This window comes from Sphingomonas crocodyli (assembly GCF_004005865.1).
Classification (GTDB): Bacteria; Pseudomonadota; Alphaproteobacteria; order Sphingomonadales; family Sphingomonadaceae; genus Rhizorhabdus; species Rhizorhabdus crocodyli.
Genome location: NZ_SACN01000004.1, coordinates 63,073 through 79,334, shown reverse-complemented (window position 1 = coordinate 79,334; position 16,262 = coordinate 63,073). Strand labels below are relative to the sequence as shown.

The 16,262-nt window shown below is 66.2% G+C and carries 16 protein-coding genes; 6 read left to right on the top strand and 10 right to left on the bottom strand.

Annotated elements, in window-relative coordinates:
* Positions 1-7 precede the first annotated feature (7 nt).
* The 3 genes from EOD43_RS20385 to EOD43_RS20375 all read left to right on the top strand — a co-directional run bounded on the left by EOD43_RS20385 (position 8) and on the right by EOD43_RS20375 (position 2,522).
* A complete protein-coding gene (locus EOD43_RS20385; protein ID WP_127745898.1) occupies positions 8-1,159 on the top strand; it encodes a glycosyltransferase in 1,152 nt (383 codons plus the stop codon).
* Between the two features lie 77 nt (positions 1,160-1,236).
* Positions 1,237-1,884, top strand: coding sequence for a class I SAM-dependent methyltransferase (locus EOD43_RS20380; protein WP_127745897.1), 648 nt, complete (start codon positions 1,237-1,239; stop codon positions 1,882-1,884).
* Positions 1,884-2,522 carry a hypothetical protein gene (locus tag EOD43_RS20375; protein ID WP_127745896.1) on the top strand — a complete coding sequence of 213 codons (639 nt, stop codon included), beginning with the start codon at positions 1,884-1,886 and terminating at the stop codon, positions 2,520-2,522. Before EOD43_RS20380 ends, EOD43_RS20375 begins: the two co-directional genes overlap by 1 nt.
* A gap of 138 nt (positions 2,523-2,660) precedes the next feature.
* On the opposite strand, the gene EOD43_RS20370 is transcribed toward EOD43_RS20375, so the two are convergent.
* Complete coding sequence (locus EOD43_RS20370; RefSeq protein WP_127745895.1) at positions 2,661-4,316, bottom strand: aminotransferase class III-fold pyridoxal phosphate-dependent enzyme; 1,656 nt, start codon at positions 4,314-4,316, stop codon at positions 2,661-2,663.
* 38 nt (positions 4,317-4,354) lie between these two features.
* On the opposite strand from EOD43_RS20370, the gene asd reads away from it, so the two are divergent.
* Positions 4,355-5,215: an archaetidylserine decarboxylase gene (gene asd, locus EOD43_RS20365; RefSeq protein WP_240653429.1), complete on the top strand. Its 861-nt coding sequence runs from the start codon at positions 4,355-4,357 to the stop codon at positions 5,213-5,215.
* A 130-nt stretch (positions 5,216-5,345) separates the two neighbouring features.
* On the opposite strand, the gene EOD43_RS20360 is transcribed toward asd, so the two are convergent.
* From EOD43_RS20360 to EOD43_RS20330, 8 genes are all read right to left on the bottom strand, one after another.
* Positions 5,346-7,778 (bottom strand): PAS domain-containing protein, encoded by a 2,433-nt coding sequence (locus tag EOD43_RS20360; protein ID WP_127745893.1) that lies wholly within the window; start codon positions 7,776-7,778, stop codon positions 5,346-5,348.
* Between the two features lie 75 nt (positions 7,779-7,853).
* The gene (locus tag EOD43_RS20355; protein WP_127745892.1) at positions 7,854-8,246 is read right to left on the bottom strand and encodes an SRPBCC family protein; all 393 of its coding nucleotides are present in this window, start codon (positions 8,244-8,246) and stop codon (positions 7,854-7,856) included.
* A gap of 160 nt (positions 8,247-8,406) precedes the next feature.
* Positions 8,407-9,009 carry a bifunctional 4-hydroxy-2-oxoglutarate aldolase/2-dehydro-3-deoxy-phosphogluconate aldolase gene (gene eda / locus EOD43_RS20350; RefSeq protein WP_127745891.1) on the bottom strand — a complete coding sequence of 201 codons (603 nt, stop codon included), beginning with the start codon at positions 9,007-9,009 and terminating at the stop codon, positions 8,407-8,409.
* Positions 9,010-10,923: a hybrid sensor histidine kinase/response regulator gene (locus EOD43_RS20345; protein WP_127745890.1), complete on the bottom strand. Its 1,914-nt coding sequence runs from the start codon at positions 10,921-10,923 to the stop codon at positions 9,010-9,012. It abuts the gene before it with no gap.
* 101 nt (positions 10,924-11,024) lie between these two features.
* A complete protein-coding gene (locus EOD43_RS23835) occupies positions 11,025-11,174 on the bottom strand; it encodes a hypothetical protein (protein ID WP_164857379.1) in 150 nt (49 codons plus the stop codon).
* A gap of 1 nt (position 11,175) precedes the next feature.
* On the bottom strand, positions 11,176-11,568 hold the full coding sequence (locus EOD43_RS20340; protein ID WP_127745889.1) for a hypothetical protein: 393 nt from the start codon (positions 11,566-11,568) through the stop codon (positions 11,176-11,178).
* Between the two features lie 206 nt (positions 11,569-11,774).
* Positions 11,775-12,254 (bottom strand): SRPBCC family protein, encoded by a 480-nt coding sequence (locus tag EOD43_RS20335; protein WP_127745888.1) that lies wholly within the window; start codon positions 12,252-12,254, stop codon positions 11,775-11,777.
* A complete protein-coding gene (locus EOD43_RS20330; protein ID WP_127745887.1) occupies positions 12,251-12,565 on the bottom strand; it encodes an ArsR/SmtB family transcription factor in 315 nt (104 codons plus the stop codon). Before EOD43_RS20330 ends, EOD43_RS20335 begins: the two co-directional genes overlap by 4 nt.
* Positions 12,566-12,748: 183 nt before the next feature.
* Between EOD43_RS20330 and EOD43_RS20325 the strand changes: the two genes are divergently transcribed.
* Positions 12,749-13,402: a 2OG-Fe(II) oxygenase gene (locus tag EOD43_RS20325; RefSeq protein ID WP_127745886.1), complete on the top strand. Its 654-nt coding sequence runs from the start codon at positions 12,749-12,751 to the stop codon at positions 13,400-13,402.
* A 153-nt stretch (positions 13,403-13,555) separates the two neighbouring features.
* Here EOD43_RS20325 and EOD43_RS20320 read toward each other — a convergent pair whose 3' ends face one another.
* Positions 13,556-14,860 (bottom strand): APC family permease, encoded by a 1,305-nt coding sequence (locus tag EOD43_RS20320; RefSeq protein WP_164857378.1) that lies wholly within the window; start codon positions 14,858-14,860, stop codon positions 13,556-13,558.
* A 176-nt stretch (positions 14,861-15,036) separates the two neighbouring features.
* Here EOD43_RS20320 and EOD43_RS20315 point away from each other — a divergent pair, with 176 nt between their 5' ends.
* Entirely contained in the window at positions 15,037-16,218 is a 1,182-nt protein-coding gene (locus EOD43_RS20315) for a CaiB/BaiF CoA transferase family protein (RefSeq protein WP_127745884.1), read from the top strand.
* Positions 16,219-16,262: the final 44 nt, after the last annotated feature.

The following is a 16,262-nucleotide window of genomic DNA, read 5'->3' as shown; positions in this document are numbered from 1 at the left end:
CGTGCCGGTGACGGACATCATCATCTACGTCCATGATCTGCGGTCGAGCGGGGTCGTGCGCGATGCGATCCGGCTGGCCGATCATTGCGCCGAACGCCATCGGGTGACGTTGGTCGCGGGTCACGGCGACGGCTTCTTTCGGGAGGCGGCAGGGCAGGGGCGGCACGATTTCGTGGCGCTTTGCGAAGGCTGCCGATCGCCGGTCGCGATGAAACTGCATGCCGCCGCCGCGTTTCGCCGCTGGCTGGCGGGGCGGCGGCCGTCGCTGATCGTATCGATGGGCAATATGGGCCACGCGACGCCCTTCCTCGCCTGCCTGGGATCGCGCCGCCACGCCCGCGTCTATCGGATCAGCAATGAGATTGCGCGCGGCGACGGACTGCGCGGGGCGCTGCGCACGATCTGGATGAAGACGTTGATCGCCGACGCCGTGTCCGTCCCGCTGGTCGGCGCGGCGCTCGCGCGCAATCCGATCTTTGCGGAAGCGCTCGCGGATGGCCGCGCGGTCGAGATGCGCAGCGGCGTCGATCTGGCCGAAGCGCGCGATAAGGCGAAGGCGCCATCGCCGCATCGTTGGCTCGACGAGGATGTGCCCGTGGTCCTCGCGATCGGCCGTCTGCGCCCGCAGAAGAATCACGAACTGCTGATCGCCGCGATGGCGCGCATCGATCGTCCCGCCCGCCTCGTCATCCTTGGTGGCGGCAGCGAGGAGGAGCGCGCGCGCTACACCACACTCGCTGCTACCGCCGGGCTAAGCGATGACCGCTTCCTGCTGGCGGGCGAGACCGACAATGTCTTCGCCTGGCTTTCGCGTGCGCAGCTGTTCGCCTTGCCCTCGCGCTGGGAAGGATCGTCGGTCGCGTTGATCGAGGCGATGGCGGTCGGCACGCCGATCGTCGCCTCCACCCTCGCGGGTGACGCGGGCGTGGTGCTCGATAACGGCCGCTACGGTCGCCTGTTCGGCGGCGAGGATCCCGACGCGCTCGCCCGCGCGGTCGAGGATCAATTGTCCGATCGCGTGATCCGCCCCGGCGACCGTGCTTCGGCCTACGGATCGCCCGACGACGCCTATCGTGCGCTGTTCGAACAACTGTTGGCCGCAAAAACTGTGGATGAAAGCTCGATGACGCGCGCCGTCGCGGAATTGTCGTCGAACTGAAACCGATCCTTGCGACATGCGGACATATAGCGCGGCCCGAAACGCGATCAGATCAGGAGCATGGCGTGGCGTTGGCAATGAGCACCGATGGCGTGAGCCAGGCCTATGGGCGCTGGGCGCCGGTCTATGATCTGGTCTTCGGCCCCGTCTTCAAGAAGGGCCGTTCGGAGGCCGTGATCGCGGCCGAAAAGATCGGCGGCCGCATCCTGGAGGTCGGCGTCGGCACCGGCATCTCGCTGCCCGAATATAGCCGGTCAAGCCGGCTGGTCGGCATCGATATTTCCGATCCGATGCTCGACAAGGCGCGCGAGCGCGTCCGCAAGCTCAAGCTCCACAATGTCGAGGATATCCGCGTCGGCGATGCCGAGGCGCTGGAGTATGAAGACGAAAGCTTCGACGTTGTCGTCGCGCAGTACGTCATCACCTCGGTCCCGAACCCGGAAAAGGCGCTCGACGAGTTCGCCCGCGTCTGCCGCGTCGGCGGCGAGATCGTGATCACCACCCGCGTCGGCGCCGAAACCGGCGTGCGCGACAAGATCGAACGCGCGCTGATGCCGATCACGAGCCGGCTGGGTTTTCGCACCGAATTTCCCTTCTCGCGCTACACCGATTGGGCCGCGGGCCGGGACGATATCGAACTGGTCGAGCGGCGCGAGCTGCCGCCGCTGGGGCATTTTTCGCTGGTCCGCTTCGCCAAGCGTGCCGTTGATGGGGGGAAGGCGTAATGGTTGCGCTTCGCAAATTGCAGTTTGAAGCCGACGACGGCACCGCGGGCTTCCGCGCGCAGCTGGCCGAACAGCGCTGGGATGATCACCGTTTCTATCATCACAGCCTGATCAACCAGAGCCTGCACTTCATCAGCGCCTGCACCTTCCTGACGGCCTATGTGCTGCTGTTCACCGATCCGGCGCTGGCGAGCCTGCTCGCTTGGGGCGTCGCGATGACCAGCCGTCAGGCCGGCCACTTCTTCTTTGAGCCGAAGGGCTACGATGTCGAAAACCAGGTCACGCAAGAATATAAGGAAGACGTGAAGGTCGGGTACAATTTGTTCCGCAAATATGTGCTGATGAGCCTGTGGATGGCGATCCCCGTCGTCCTGGCGGTCTCGCCGACCCTGCTCGGCACGATCCCCGCGCCCGACGGCTTCGTCGGCTATCTGCGCCATGTCGGCTACGCCTGGCTGGTCTTCGGCGTGGTCGCCCTGCTGTTCCGCGTGTTGCAGCTGTGGATGCAGCGCGATTTCGAAACCGGGATCGTCTGGGCGACCAAGATCGTCACCGATCCGTTCAACGACTTCCGCCTCTACAAGAGCGCGCCCGCCAAGCTGATGAAGGGCCAGCGCTTCGATCAGCCGCGGCATTGAGGCGGTTCTAAATCCTCCCCCGGCGGGGGAGGTGGCATATCGCAGATATGACGGAGGGGTATTGGCCGGCAGCGATGCGCTTGTGGCCAATACCCCTCCACCGCTTTCAGCGGTCCCCCTCCCCCTCCGGGGGAGGACTTATTGTTTTCCGAATCTTGCGCGGAGCGTCTCGCGCAGCACGCCGCGGCGGAGCAGCTTGTTGGTGACGCCGGCGCCCTGCCACCACCATCCATCGTCGCGCATCGCCTTCGCGGCGGCCACGAAGCGGCGGACGATGTCGTCGAACATATCCTCGCCGATATCGAGGCTGAAGATCAGCCGCCCGGTGCCGACCCAACTGAGCGCCAGTCCTTCGGCACGCAGATAATATTGCAGCATCCAGTTGTAGCGCGAGGGCGCCGTGTAGAGCACCGTCCAGATCGTCGAGAGATTCTTCACCTCGACCGGCAGTCCCTCGGCCGCCAGCGCCGCGTTCAGTTTCGCCGCCCGCGCATCGAACCGCTCGTCCAGCCCGTCATAGACCGCCCGCACCTCGGGCGTCTCCAGCCGGCGCAGGAAGGCGTTCATCGCGCCCATCACATAAGGATGCGAGTTGAACGTCCCGCGCGCGAAGCAGATGTCGACCGGCCGATCGTCGCGCCACCGCTTCATCAGCTCGGCGCGTCCGCACAGCACGCCCACGGGCAGCCCGCCGCCCAGCGTCTTGCCGTAGGTGATCATGTCGGGCTCCACGCCGAAATATTCGGCCGCACCGCCGGGGGCGAGGCGGAAGCCGACGAACACCTCGTCGAAGATCAGGACGATGCCCGCCTTCTTGCAGGTCGCCGCCAGCTTGCGCAGGAAATTGCCATAGGCCGCGCGATCGAAGCCGGCCTTGCGCCCGCTGTCGACCAGCGAATTGTCGGACGGCGCGCCGCCATTGGGGTGCAGCGCCTGCAGCGGGTTCACCAGCACGCAGGCGATGTCCTTGCGGGTCGCCAGCACCTTCAGCGTCTTGTCCGACATGTCGGCAAGGGTCAGCGTATTGTCCGCCGGCGTCGGATTGCCGATCCCCGGCTGCACGTCGCCCCACCAGCCATGATAGGCGCCGCAGAAGCGGACGAGGCGGCGGCGCTTGGTGTGATAGCGCGCCAGCCGCACCGCCTGCATGACGGCCTCGGTGCCCGACATGTGGAAGCTGATCTCGTCCAGCTTCGAAAGCTTCGCCAGCCGTTCGGCATTGTCGAGCACGACCGGATGGTAGGATCCGAGCACCGGCCCCAGATCCTCGACCATCGCGGCGCCTTCGCGGATCGTCTCCTTGTAGAAATCATATCCGAACAGGTTGACGCCATAGCTGCCGGTCAGGTCGATCAGGGCATTGCCGTCCAGATCGTACACCACCGGCCCTTCGGACCGTTCGAGGAAGCTGCCGGTGCCCAGGTTCGCGCGGACATAAGCGGCGAACTGGAACGGGACGCGATAGCTGCCGGTGAATTGCAGGTCGGAAAGCAGCGATCGCGCCGCCTTCGTCATCGCCACGCTCTTGCCGAAGCGATCGGCATAGATCGCCGCCAGCCGGTCGAACCCCGCCCGCCGCTGCGCCGCCACATCGGCGGGCGCATCGTCGGCCGCGAAGAAGCGATCCGCGTCATATTGGTAGAAGGGGATCTGCCCGGCGATCCGCTTCGCCATGCGCACATGCCCCATCAGCGACGGATGCTTCGCGCGCGAAAGTGTCAGCCGCTTGTAACCCTGGGCGGTTACGGCGATCCCGATCGCGCCACCCAGCGCGCCTGCAAGGAGAGTGACCATGACTCCCCACACCGCAAAGCCGTGACGTGGCGATGACAATGCGCAACAGCCTGATGAAATTTCTGTTGCAGGAGGACGTGAACTTCCTCCTGACCAACCGCCTGCCGCGCCGCGCGCTGACCACCACGATGGGGCGGCTGGCGAAGGTGGAAAATCCGCTGCTGGCGAAACCGATGATGGGCGCGTGGCGCTTCTTCTCGGGCGCCGATCTCTCGGAGGCCGCCGAGCCGCATTACAAGAACCTGCGCGACGCCTTCGTCCGCGCGCTGAAACCGGGTGCGCGGACCTATGATCCCGATCCGAACATCCTCGCCAGTCCGTGCGACGCCAATGTCGGCGCGTGCGGCACGATCGACGGCGACAGGCTCTATCAGATCAAGGGCGCCCCTTATGCGCTGTCGGATCTCATCCCCGATCCCGCGGTGGCGGCGAAGGTGCGCGACGGGCGCTACATCACGCTGCGGCTGACGGCGGGCATGTATCACCGCTTCCACGCGCCCAGCGACATGCGCGTCACGCGCGTGACCTATTTGTCGGGCGACTGTTGGAACGTGAACCCGATCGCGCTCAAGCGCGTGGAGAAACTGTTCTGCAAGAATGAGCGCGCGGTGATCGAGGCGGAGCTTCCGGACGGCATGCCCGTCCTGCTCGTCCCCGTCGCCGCGATCCTCGTCGCGGGCATCCGCCTCAACTTCCTCGATACCGAAGCCCTGCTGCGCGAACAGGGATCGACCCCGCGTCGCTGCAACGCATCGGTCACGCGCGGGGAGGAGATGGGCTGGTTCGAACATGGATCGACGATCATCCTGTTCACCCCGCCCGGCTTCGAACTGGCCGACGGCATCAGCGAGGGCAGCGCGATCCGTGCCGGCCAGGCGCTGATGCGGCGTTCCTCTTAGATCCTCCCCCGGAGGGGGAGGGGGACCGGCGTAGCCGGTGGAGGGGTATTCGCCACAGGCGATGCCCACCGCTGCCGGCAAATACCTCTCCACCACCTTCGGTGGTCCCCCTCTCCCTCCGGGAGAGGATTTACTTAAGCCCCGCCACCGCCTCGGCCAGCTCGGCCTCTCGGAACGGCTTGGTCAGGCGGGGCAGGTCGGGCGCGATGCCGTCGACATCGGCATAGCCCGATATGATCAACACCGGCATGTCGGGCCAGCGCGTCCGGATCAGTCCGGCCAGTTCGGCGCCCGACAGGCCGGGCATCAGATGATCGGTGACGATCAGGTCGAACCCCGCATCCTTCTCCAGAAGGCTGAGCGCCACCTGCGCATCGGCGGCCTCGTGCGTCTCGTAACCCAGGCTTTGCAGCATATCGACGGTGGTCATCCGCACCACCGCCTCATCGTCGACCACGAGCACGCGCCCGCTGAAGCTCGCATCCTCCGCCCGCACCGCGGCGTCGGGCCGGGCAGGGGGCACGATGTCGCTCGCGGGCAGGCTCAGGTCGATCCGGGTGCCTTCGCCCGGCGCGCTCTCGATTGTCATCGCGCCGCCCAGCTGCAGCGCGAGGCCGTGGACCATCGACAGGCCAAGGCCCGTGCCCTTGCCGATCCCCTTGGTCGAATAGAAGGGCTCGATCGCGCGTGCGGCGGTTTCCGCGTCCATGCCGATCCCGGTGTCGATCACCGACAGAAGCACATGCGGGCCGTCGTGATCGGCGGGCGCGGTCGCGATCGTCAGCTGCCCGCCCTCGGGCATTGCGTCGCGCGCGTTCACGCACAGGTTCAGGATCGCCATTTCCAGCTGGTTGGGATCGGCCAGCGCGGGCGCAAGGTCCGGGGCCAGATCGGTCACGATCCGGATCTGCGGTCCGCATGTGCTGGCCAGCAATTCGGTCATCCCGCCGACCAGCGCGGCCAGATCGACCGGCGCCGGCTGCAACGGCTGGCGCCGCGCAAAGGCCAGCAGGCGCTGGACGAGCATCTTCGCCCGCTCGGCCGATTGCAGCGCGCCGTCGATCAGCCGCATCTCGCGCGGGCCGAGCCCCACCTTGCGCTGAAGCAGGTCGAGGCTGCCCATGATCGGGGTCAGCAGATTGTTGAAATCGTGCGCGACACCGCCGGTCAGCTGGCCCATCGCCTCCATCTTCTGGCTCTGGCGCAGCGCCTCCTGCATCTGCGCCATGTCCGCCTCGGCGCGCACCCGCTCGCTGATGTCGGTGCCCATCTGATAGGCGCCGATCGTCTGCCCTTCGGTATCGCGCAGCACGTTGAAGCGCATTTCGTAATGGCGTTGCTCGGCCACGACGTTCGGGTCGCCGAACGCATCGACGGTGATATATTCCTCGCCGGCCAGAGCACGTGACCACATCGCCTTGATATGCTCGCGCTCGACGGGATCATCGATCATATCGAGAATATGGTCCCCGGCTTCAGGCCGGCCCCCGAAGATCGCCTCGAACTCGTCGGCGGCCGCGCGGTTGATGCCGAGCCAGCGATAATCCGGCCCGATGATGTTCACGAAGCTGTCGGTTTCCTCGATGATGCGCGCCAGCAGATTGCGCTCCTCGGTGCGTTCGCGCACCCGCGCCTCGAGCGTGGCGTTGAGCGCGGCGAGCGCATCCTGCGCCGCGCGCCGCTCGGTCACGTCCTGCACCACGCCCAGGAAGCGGACGGGGCGGCCCGCATCGTCATTCTCGAATTCGCCGCGCCGTTCGATGCAACGGATCGTGCCGTTGTCGGGGCGGCGGATGCGATATTCGACGTGCAGGTCGGCCGAAGCGTCGGCGCGCCCGTTCGAATTGGAAATCCTGTCGCCGTCGACGGGGATGACGAGATCCTCGATCATCGATGCGGGGATCACCGTGGCGGCGGGCAGGCCGAACAGGCGGAAGAATTCGGCCGTGCCGCGCAGTTCGTTGGTCGGGATGTCGATGGTGAACAGGCCGATCCGCCCCGCCTCCTGCGCCAGCCGCAGCCCTTCCTCGGTCTGGGCCAGCGCGGCGGAGGCGGCCTGGCCGGCACGGTCGCGCAGGACATGTTCGGTCGTCTCGGTCGCGATGCAGGTGACGCCCTGGATCTCGCCGTCGATGTCGTGTGCGGGCGAATAGGAAAAGGTCCACCATGTGTCGTGGGGGGCGCCGCTGCGCGCGAGCGGCATGTGGATGTTGACCACGCGGATCGCTTGTCCGCCCTTCGCGCGCTTGTAGAGCGGGGCAAGCTGCGGAAAGGCTTCGGCCCACACCGTGTCGAAGCGCATCCCCATGCCTTCGCGCGCCCGCGGGCCGATCACCGGCAGGCAGGCGTCGTTGAAGAAGAAGACCGGCGGCTCGCCCCACAGCAGGAACATCGCCTCGGGCGACGCCAGCATGTTGCGCACCATCATGCGCAGCGAAGGGGGCCAGTTTTCGGGCGGTCCCAGCGGGTGCGCAGCCCAGTCGACCGCGTCGAGCAGGGCGGCGGCGGTGCCGTCGCTATGCCAATCGAAATGGCCATCTGATATCGGCGTCGAAGCGGCCATCGTCCCCTGCTCCGCGCGCGGCCATTCGATCGCCCGCGAACATCCTATTTACCCGCACATGGCTGCGCGAGGCAATCAGCCTTCGAGGAGCGCCTTGAGCGTATCGAGATCCTTTTCGACCATCGTCGTATCGCGTTCAAACATGGCGTCGTCCATTTCGGGCTGGCGGAACAGCCACAGGCTCACTTCGGTCCCTTCGCCATTCGCGATCATGCGCAGCGGAATATAGATGTCCTGCCCGTCGGGCAGCAGGACATGATGGTCGAGCACCCCGAAATCGTTGCGTGGCGAAAAGCGCACTTCCGCTGCGCCGGTGGGCGTCTGCGCGATCCACGCGTCGCCCTCGCGGTGCAGGCTGCTCGCCAGACCTGCGGCCCACTCGGAAAAGAATTCGGGGCGATGCGCGCGATCATAGGCCGACTCAAACGGGCAAGCGATCGATCGGGTGATGATGCGGACGGGAAGCATTTAGGGGGAACGCGGGAGCTGCCCTCTTGATCCTCCCCCGCCAGGGGGAGGTGTCAGTGTAGCTGACGGAGGGGGAGGGCAGAGGCCAACTCGTTTGAGTCGTATCCTCCCCCTCCGTCGCCTTCGGCGCCACCTCCCCCTGGCGGGGGAGGATTATGGATCAGCGAGGAAGCGCCGCCGCCTCGCGCGCCAGCCGCTCGGTTTCCTCGGCCGTTTTGCCGACCACCCAGCTGCCGCCGACGCACAGCACCGGATCGAAGGCGAGCCAGTCGGGCGCGGTCGCCGCGCTCACGCCGCCGGTCGGGCAGAAGCGCGCCTCGTGGAACGGGGCGGCCAGCGCCTTCAGCGCCTTCAGCCCGCCCGACGTTTCGGCGGGGAAGAATTTGAAGTGGCGCAGGCCCAGTTCATAGCCGCGCATGATGTCGCCTGCGGTCGCGGTGCCGGGCAGGAAGGGAATGCCGCTTTCGACGATCGCCTTGCCCAGCCGCTCGGTCAGCCCCGGCGTCACGATGAACTCGACGCCCGCGTCGGCCACCTTGCGCAGCTGCTCCTCGCTGACGACCGTGCCCGCGCCGACGACCGCGCCGGGCACCTTCTTCATCTCCTGGATCGCTTCGATCGCGGCGGGGGTGCGCAGCGTGACTTCCAGCGCGGTGATCCCGCCCTTCACCAGCGCCTCGGCCATCGGGCGCGCTTCGGCGGGGTCCGAAATGACGATCACCGGCACCACGGGGGCCAGGCGCATGATCCGTTCGATCCCCATCTATATTCGCTCCTGCAAAGTATCGGCGTTGTTTTGACACCGGTTTCCTAGCACCCGTCCGATGGCTTTGGCGAGCGATTCCGCGCCATAGGGTTTTTGCAGGATCGCGAAGCCCGCCGCCTCGCCATTGGTCACTTCGCGCGAATAGCCGGTGGCGAGCAGCACCGGCAGATCGGGCTTGTCGACCCTGAGCCGCCGCGCGAGATCGAGCCCGCTCTCGCCCGGCATCACGATGTCCGAAAAGACGACGTCGTAATTGTCGCGCGCCAGCATCGCGTCCGCCTGCTCGACCGACGCTGCCGGCGTCACTACCGCGCCCAGCTCGCGCAGCATCGTCGTCGCGAACTGGCGGACATTGGCATTGTCCTCGACCAGCAGCACGACCAGCCCGGTCCAGTTCACCGCGCTCGCCACCTCTTCGGACGGCGCGGTCGGCGCCCTGTCGGTCCACGGCAGGATCAGCGAGACGATCGTGCCCTCGCCCTGCACCGATGCGACCTCGGCATGGCCGCCGGTTTGTGCTGCGAAGCCGTGGATCTGGCTCAGCCCCAGCCCGGTGCCCTTGCCCACCGGCTTGGTGGTGAAGAAGGGCTCGAACACATGCTCGAGCAATTCGGGCGCGATGCCCTCGCCATTGTCGCGGATTTCGATGCGGACATCCTCATCCTCGTTGCGCGCGGCGATCACGATCTCGCCGCCGCCGGGCATCGCGTCGCGCGCGTTGAAGGCGGCGTTGACGATCGCGGTCTCCAGTTCGGCGGCGTCGGCCTCGATCGGGCGAACGTCGGGCGCGATGTCGAGCGTCAGGCGGATATGGCTGCCGATCGTGCGCGCCAGCACCTCGGCGATCGCATCGAGCCGCAGGTTGAGGTCGAGGATTTCGGGCCGCAGCGCCTGCCGCCGCCCGAAGGCGAGCAGCTTGGCGGTCAGCGCGGTCGCGCGATCGGCGGTGTCGACGATCGCATTGGCATAACGCAGCCTTTTCTCGTCGCTCAGTTCGGCCTTCTGCAGCAGTTCGGCCGAACCGCGCACCACCGTCATCAGATTGTTGAAGTCATGCGCGATCCCGCCGGTCAACTGGCCCAGCGCCTGCAGCTTCTGGCTCTGGAACAGCTGCGTGCGCGCTTCCTCCAGTTCGTCGGCGATGCGGCGCTTTTCGGTGATGTCGCGGGTGATCTTGGCAAAGCCGACCAGCGTGCCCGTCTCATCATAGATCGGATCAATGACCACGCTCGCCCAGAAACGGCTGCCATCCTTGCGCAGCCGCTCCGCCTCGCGCTCATATTTCCCCTCGGCGCGCGCCGTCGCGAGCGCCAAAGCGGGTTCGCCGCGCAAGCGATCTTCCTCGGTATAGAAACGGCTGAAATGCTGGCCGACGATCTCGTCTTGCTGATAGCCCTTGATCGCCTCCGCGCCCGCATTCCAGTTGGTCACGATCCCGTCGGCGTCGAGCATGTAGATCGCATAGTCGCGCACGCCCTGCACGAGCATGCGGAAACGCTGCTCGCTCTCGTACAGCGCGCGTTGCGCCGCACGCCGTTCGGTCACGTCGCGGGTTATCTTGGCGAAGCCGAGCAACGTGCCGTCCTCGCCCCGGATCGGATCGATGACGACATGGACCCAGATTTCGGTCCCGTCCTTGCGGACGCGGCGTCCTTCCTCCTCGAAACGGCCTTCGGCGGCGGCGATGCCCAATATCTGCGCGGGTTTGCCCGCCGCACGATCGGCCTCGGTGAAGAAGCGCGCGAAATTCTGCCCGATGATCTCGTCGGGCTCATAACCCTTAAAGCGTTGCGCCCCTGGATTCCACGTCAGCACCACCCCGTCGGGGGCGAGCATGTAGATCGCGTAATCGCTGACCGCGTTGACCAGCAACTGGTATCGCTGCTCGGTCGCAAGGGCGTCAAAGTCCATCGGGCGGTCATATCCCTGGCCAGCCCCAACCCCTCTGGCCGCCAAGTGAAGGGCGGCCATCTTACGCATTGCCGGCCATAGGGCAACATGATCCAGACTAATTAGCGCGCGAGATCGTCCTGCGTCTTGTTGACGCCGCCGGTGCCGGCGACGCCGTCATCGTCGCCCGGGGGCGTCAGCGGGCTTTCGTGATCTTCCACATCATCCTCGGCGGGCGGCGTGGCGGGATCGGGCTTTTGCGTGTTTGTCATGTCACTCTCCATTCATCGCGAAGGCGGCGTCACCATCCGTGGCGCGCGTCTGACGGTCGATTGCGCGCGCGGCGAGAAAGTCGATCAGCGCAACGCCGGCGACGATGCCGACCGCGATCAGCGCGCCCTTGCGGCGGGGATTGGGCCGCGCCGCCACCACGCCCAGCGTGGCGAGATCGCCCAGATCGGCGGCGAAGCGGGCCCAGACCGGCTTGCTGCTCGTCGGGTTCGCAAGCCCCGCTATGCCGGTCCCGATTTCGCGCAGGCCGGCCGCCTGAAAGACTTTGGCGTCCGTCCCGACGCTCGTGGCCAGCATATAGGCATAGAGCGTGTCGAAAATCCCGAAGGTCAGGCTCGCCGCGCCGATGCTGCGGCCGATCGTCGCGGCCTGCATCAGCGGGTTCGCCAGACGTATTGCGGCGCGGCGCTCGCATCTTCAAATCGCGACGATCTTTTCGTTGCCGGCATCCACCGTCTCCTTCGTCCGCATAAGCGAACGGCACGGCGAGGCGTTCCGCAAACTGCGGACGAAAAATGACGCCAGGTCTATAACTTAACCTGTGATAATCTCCCGATGGACCCATCGGGAGATTGGATTGGTCAGGCGTAGCGCGTGTCCAGCTTCGTCAGCTGGCTTGTGTAACCTTCCACCGACATCTGTGTCCAATGCGGGTCGAGATGCGGGTGGAGCGTCGTGATCATCCGGGTGTGATCGCCGTCGGGGATGAAATCGACCTCGATCTTGGTCTCATACGGCTCCATGCCCGGCACGAAATCGATCATGTGGAGCAAGGTGACCTTGCTGTGCGGTTCGAAGATGCCGAACCAGCCGTGCGTCATGTGCGACACGGGTTGCCCCATCTGCTTCATTGCGGTGACGGCCTCGGGTGTGTCGGCGATCATGTCGTAATCGATCTTGCCGCCCGCATGCGGCTCCAGCTTGTGCACCTCGACGCGGAAGCTTTCCGGACCCCACCAGGATTCGAAGCCGTCCCTGGTGGTCCACAGCGCCCACAACTCCTCGGGCGCGGCCTTGTATCGGCGCTCGATCACCACGGCGGCCTGGATCGTCTCGGTCATTTCTCGGAATCCTTCCTTTTCTCCAGCGCGGCGCCGAAGCGATCGAGCCGCGCCTCCCAAAGCTTGCGATAGTCGGCCAGCCACGCATCGATTTCGCGAAACGGGTCGGGTTCCAGCGCGTAGAAACGCTTCTGCCCCTCGGGCCGCACCGACACGAACCCCGCCGCCTGCAATATCTTCAGGTGCCGCGACACGCCCGACTGGGCGATCCCCGCCTGCGCGACGATGTCGTTCACCTGCCGCTCGCCACCGCGCAACGCTTCCACGATGCGGCGACGGGACGGGTCTGCGAGGGTTTCGAATATCTCCATATGCGAATCGGTGTATATACACAGAAGAATATATATTCAACCCATCGTCATCCCGGCGGAGGCCGGGATCTCAGGCGTCTCTTGCGCGCCGCCTATCTCCTGAGATCCCGGCCTCCGCCGGGATGACGGATTCGATAGCAAGGACCGGGAAGCCGCCGCGCCGTCCGCTGCTAGACCACACCCATGATCAACGACCGATATGACTGGCCCGCCATCGCCCACAGCCTCGATGAAAAGGGCTGGGCGGTGCTGCCCGCCCTGATCGACACCGCCGCATCCGACGGCATCGCCGCTTTATACGGCCCGTCGCCCGCCTTCCGCAGCCATGTCGTGATGGCCCGCCACGGTTTCGGGCAGGGCGAATATCGCTACTTCGCCTATCCGCTCCCGCCGCAGGTCGCGGCACTACGCGCGGCGCTCTATCCCCGGCTCGCGCCGATCGCGAACCGCTGGCACGACCGGATGGGCTTTGCGGAGCGTTTCCCCTCCGATCATGCCGCCTTCCTCGATCGCTGCTACGGCCCCGGTGACTATAATTGCCTCCATCAGGATCTGTATGGCGACCATGTCTTCCCGTTGCAGGCGGCCGTGCTGCTTTCGACGCCCGGCGAGGATTTCGAAGGCGGCGAGTTCATCCTGACCGAACAGCGCCCGCGCATGCAGTCGCGCGTCTCGGTTGTGCCGCTGGGGAAGGGCGATGCGGTGATCTTCGCGGTCAACGCCCGCCCTCGCGCCGGCTCGCGCGGCGACTATCGGGTGACGATGCGCCACGGCGTCAGCGAGATTATTTGTGGTCAGCGCCACATGCTCGGCCTGATCTTCCACGACGCACGCTGAGCGGCTGTCCTACACGCGCCCTTCGTGTCACCGTCGCACTATGCCGCCTCACCGAGATACGATCCGCATTCGCCCGATGGGGACGTGCGTTGAGAATCTCTCGCAACGACGTAGTGACAAGTTTGACAACTTTCGCCGCTTTTCGCAGCCGAATCAGTGCCTTTGCTTCACCTTCGCCTGCGCCCAATAGAAGGCGACGCTGCCCATCACGACGATGATCAGCCCGGCGATCTCGGCCCATTCGGCGAGCGCGGTCAGCACGATCATGCTGGCCATGCCCAGGATCGCGGCCGCGCCCATGCCGCGAAAGCCCAAAGGCTTGCCGAACAGGGCCACGCCCTCACGCGTCAGCTTCCACGCGGCGGCGCAGGCGAGGAAATAGAGGCCGGCGGTGGCAAGGGTGGAAAGGATCGCCAGCGGTTCGAACGTGCCGGTGATTGCCAGCGCGGCGGCGATCGCGGCGTGGATCAGGATCGCGACATGCGGGGTCGCCGCCGTCGGGTGCAGCGCGCCCAGGAAGCCCGGCAAAGTCCCGTCGCGCGCGAAGGCGAAGAGGACGCGCGGCGCGCCGAACAGGTCGCTGCCGATCCACACGAGGCGGGAGAAGGACGCGCCGATCAGGATGACGAAGCCCAAAGTCGGGCTCACCACCGCCATCGCGTCCGCAATTGGGGTCGCGGAGCCGGCGAGCTTCGGCCCCAGCAGCCCCTGGGCCACGAACTGGATCGCGACATAGAAGACCACGACGAACCCCATCGAGATGAACAAGGCGCGCGGGATCGTCTTCTGCGGCTCGGCCACCTCGCCGCTCACCGCCAGCGGGGTTTCCATCCCGCAAAAGGCGAAGAGGGCGAGGATCAAAGCCTTGCCGAAATTCTCGCCCGTCGCCGGCGCATAATCATGCGCGGGCATCTCCGCGATCGCGAAGGCGCCCAGAATGACGAAGAGAAGCAGGGGGATCAGCTTGATCGCGGTCATCACGCCGATCGCGCGCGCGGCCGGATCGACCCCCTTGATGTTGATCCAGCTGAACCCGCCGATCACGCTCAGGATGATCAGGGTGCGCGCCGCGATATTGTCGACTGCGGGCACGAACGCCGCGATCCCGTCGGCCAGCGCCGCCGCGATGCCGCCGCACGCCAGCACGCTCGCCAGCCAGGTCAGCACGCCGGTCACGAAACCCCAGAGCGGCCCGAATGCCGCATCGACATAGCCGTAGGCGCCGCCGCTGGTCGGGATCCGGCTCGCGGCCTCGGCAAAGCAGATCACCACCGCCGCCATCGCGATCGCGCACAGCACATAGGCCAGCGCCGCCTTGTCCCCCGCCGCTGCGGTCATCGCGGATGGCAGCGAGAATATGCCCGCGCCCACCACGCCGTTGACGATGCTGAAGGCGAGGCCCCACGTCCCCACCGCCCGGATCAGGCCCCGGTCGCGCGCGACCTCCTGTGCTGCCACTTCGGCGGTCGTCGCGGTGTCGGTCAGGTCGGCCTCCCCCCAAAGGCTGTGCGGATAAAGGCAGCTTGCCTTGATTTTCGCGGGTCGGCAACTCGCCCGCGCCTACCCTGAATAGAGTTGATTGAATTGCCCCGGCTCTGTTAGCCGCGACGGGAAGACAGATCGGAGGGGATCGGATGAATCAGGTGTTGGCGGGTGTGCGGGTGCTCGATTTCGGGCGCTTCATCGCGGCCCCCTGGGCGGGGGCGATCCTGGCCGACATGGGCGCCGAGGTGATCCGCGTCGAAAAGCGCGAAGGCGGCGAGGATCGTTATGTCCAGCCGGTCGCCCCCAGCGGCGGCGCCACCTTCCTTCAGTGCAACCGCAACAAGCAGTCGATGACGCTCGATACGACCACCGAGGAGGGCAAGACCATCCTCGCCAAGCTGGTCGCCACCGCCGACATCGTCATCGCCAACATGCCCGACGCCGCGATGCGCGCGAACGGCCTCGATTATGATGCGCTGAAGGCGGTGAAGCCCGACATCATCCTCGCCAGCGCGACCGCCTTCGGCAATGGCGGCCCGTATAGCGACCGCGTCGGTTTCGACGGGGTCGGGCAGGTCATGTCGGGCGGCGTGTGGCGCTCGGGGCTGCCCGAACAGCCGATCCGTTCGGTCGTCCCCTATGTCGATTTCGGCACCGCCATGTCGCTCGCGATCGGCACGATGATGGCGCTGTTCCACAAGCGCACCACCGGGCAGGGCCAGCATGTCGAGGCCGCGTTGCTGCCGGTCGCGCTGATGATGACCAACGGCATGCTGATCGATCAGGCGGTCCTGAACTCGAACCGCCCCCGCGTCGGCAATGCCGGCACGGCGGCGGGTCCGTGCGATCTCTACAAGCTGTCGGACGGCTGGATGCTGATGCAGGTCTCCGGCCAGCCGATGTTCAAACGCTGGTGCCGCCTGATGGGGCGTGAGGAGTGGTTCACCGATCCGCGCTTCCTGACCGACGAGCTGCGCGCCGATCATGGCGAGATCCTCAACGGCGCGATGCAGGCGTGGTGCGATGGTAAGACGATCGCGGAAGCGGTCGCCCTGCTCGATGGCGCGCGCATCCCCGGATCGCCCCTGCTCACGCCGCAGGGCGCGATCGACGATCCGCATGTGCAGGCGATGGGGTTCCTGAAACCGATGGACTATCCGGGCATGCCCGTCCCCGCGCCGGTGATCGAAACGCCATTCCGCTTGTCCGAAACCCCCGGCACCGTCCGCATGCGCGCGCCGACGCTGGGCGAGCATACCGACGCGGTGCTCGGCGCTTTGGGCTATGATGCGGCGGCGATTGCGGGGCTGCGCGAGCGGGCGATCGTCTGACGCCATTGTTCGCTATTTCGAACAAACATTCCCGACTGTTGACG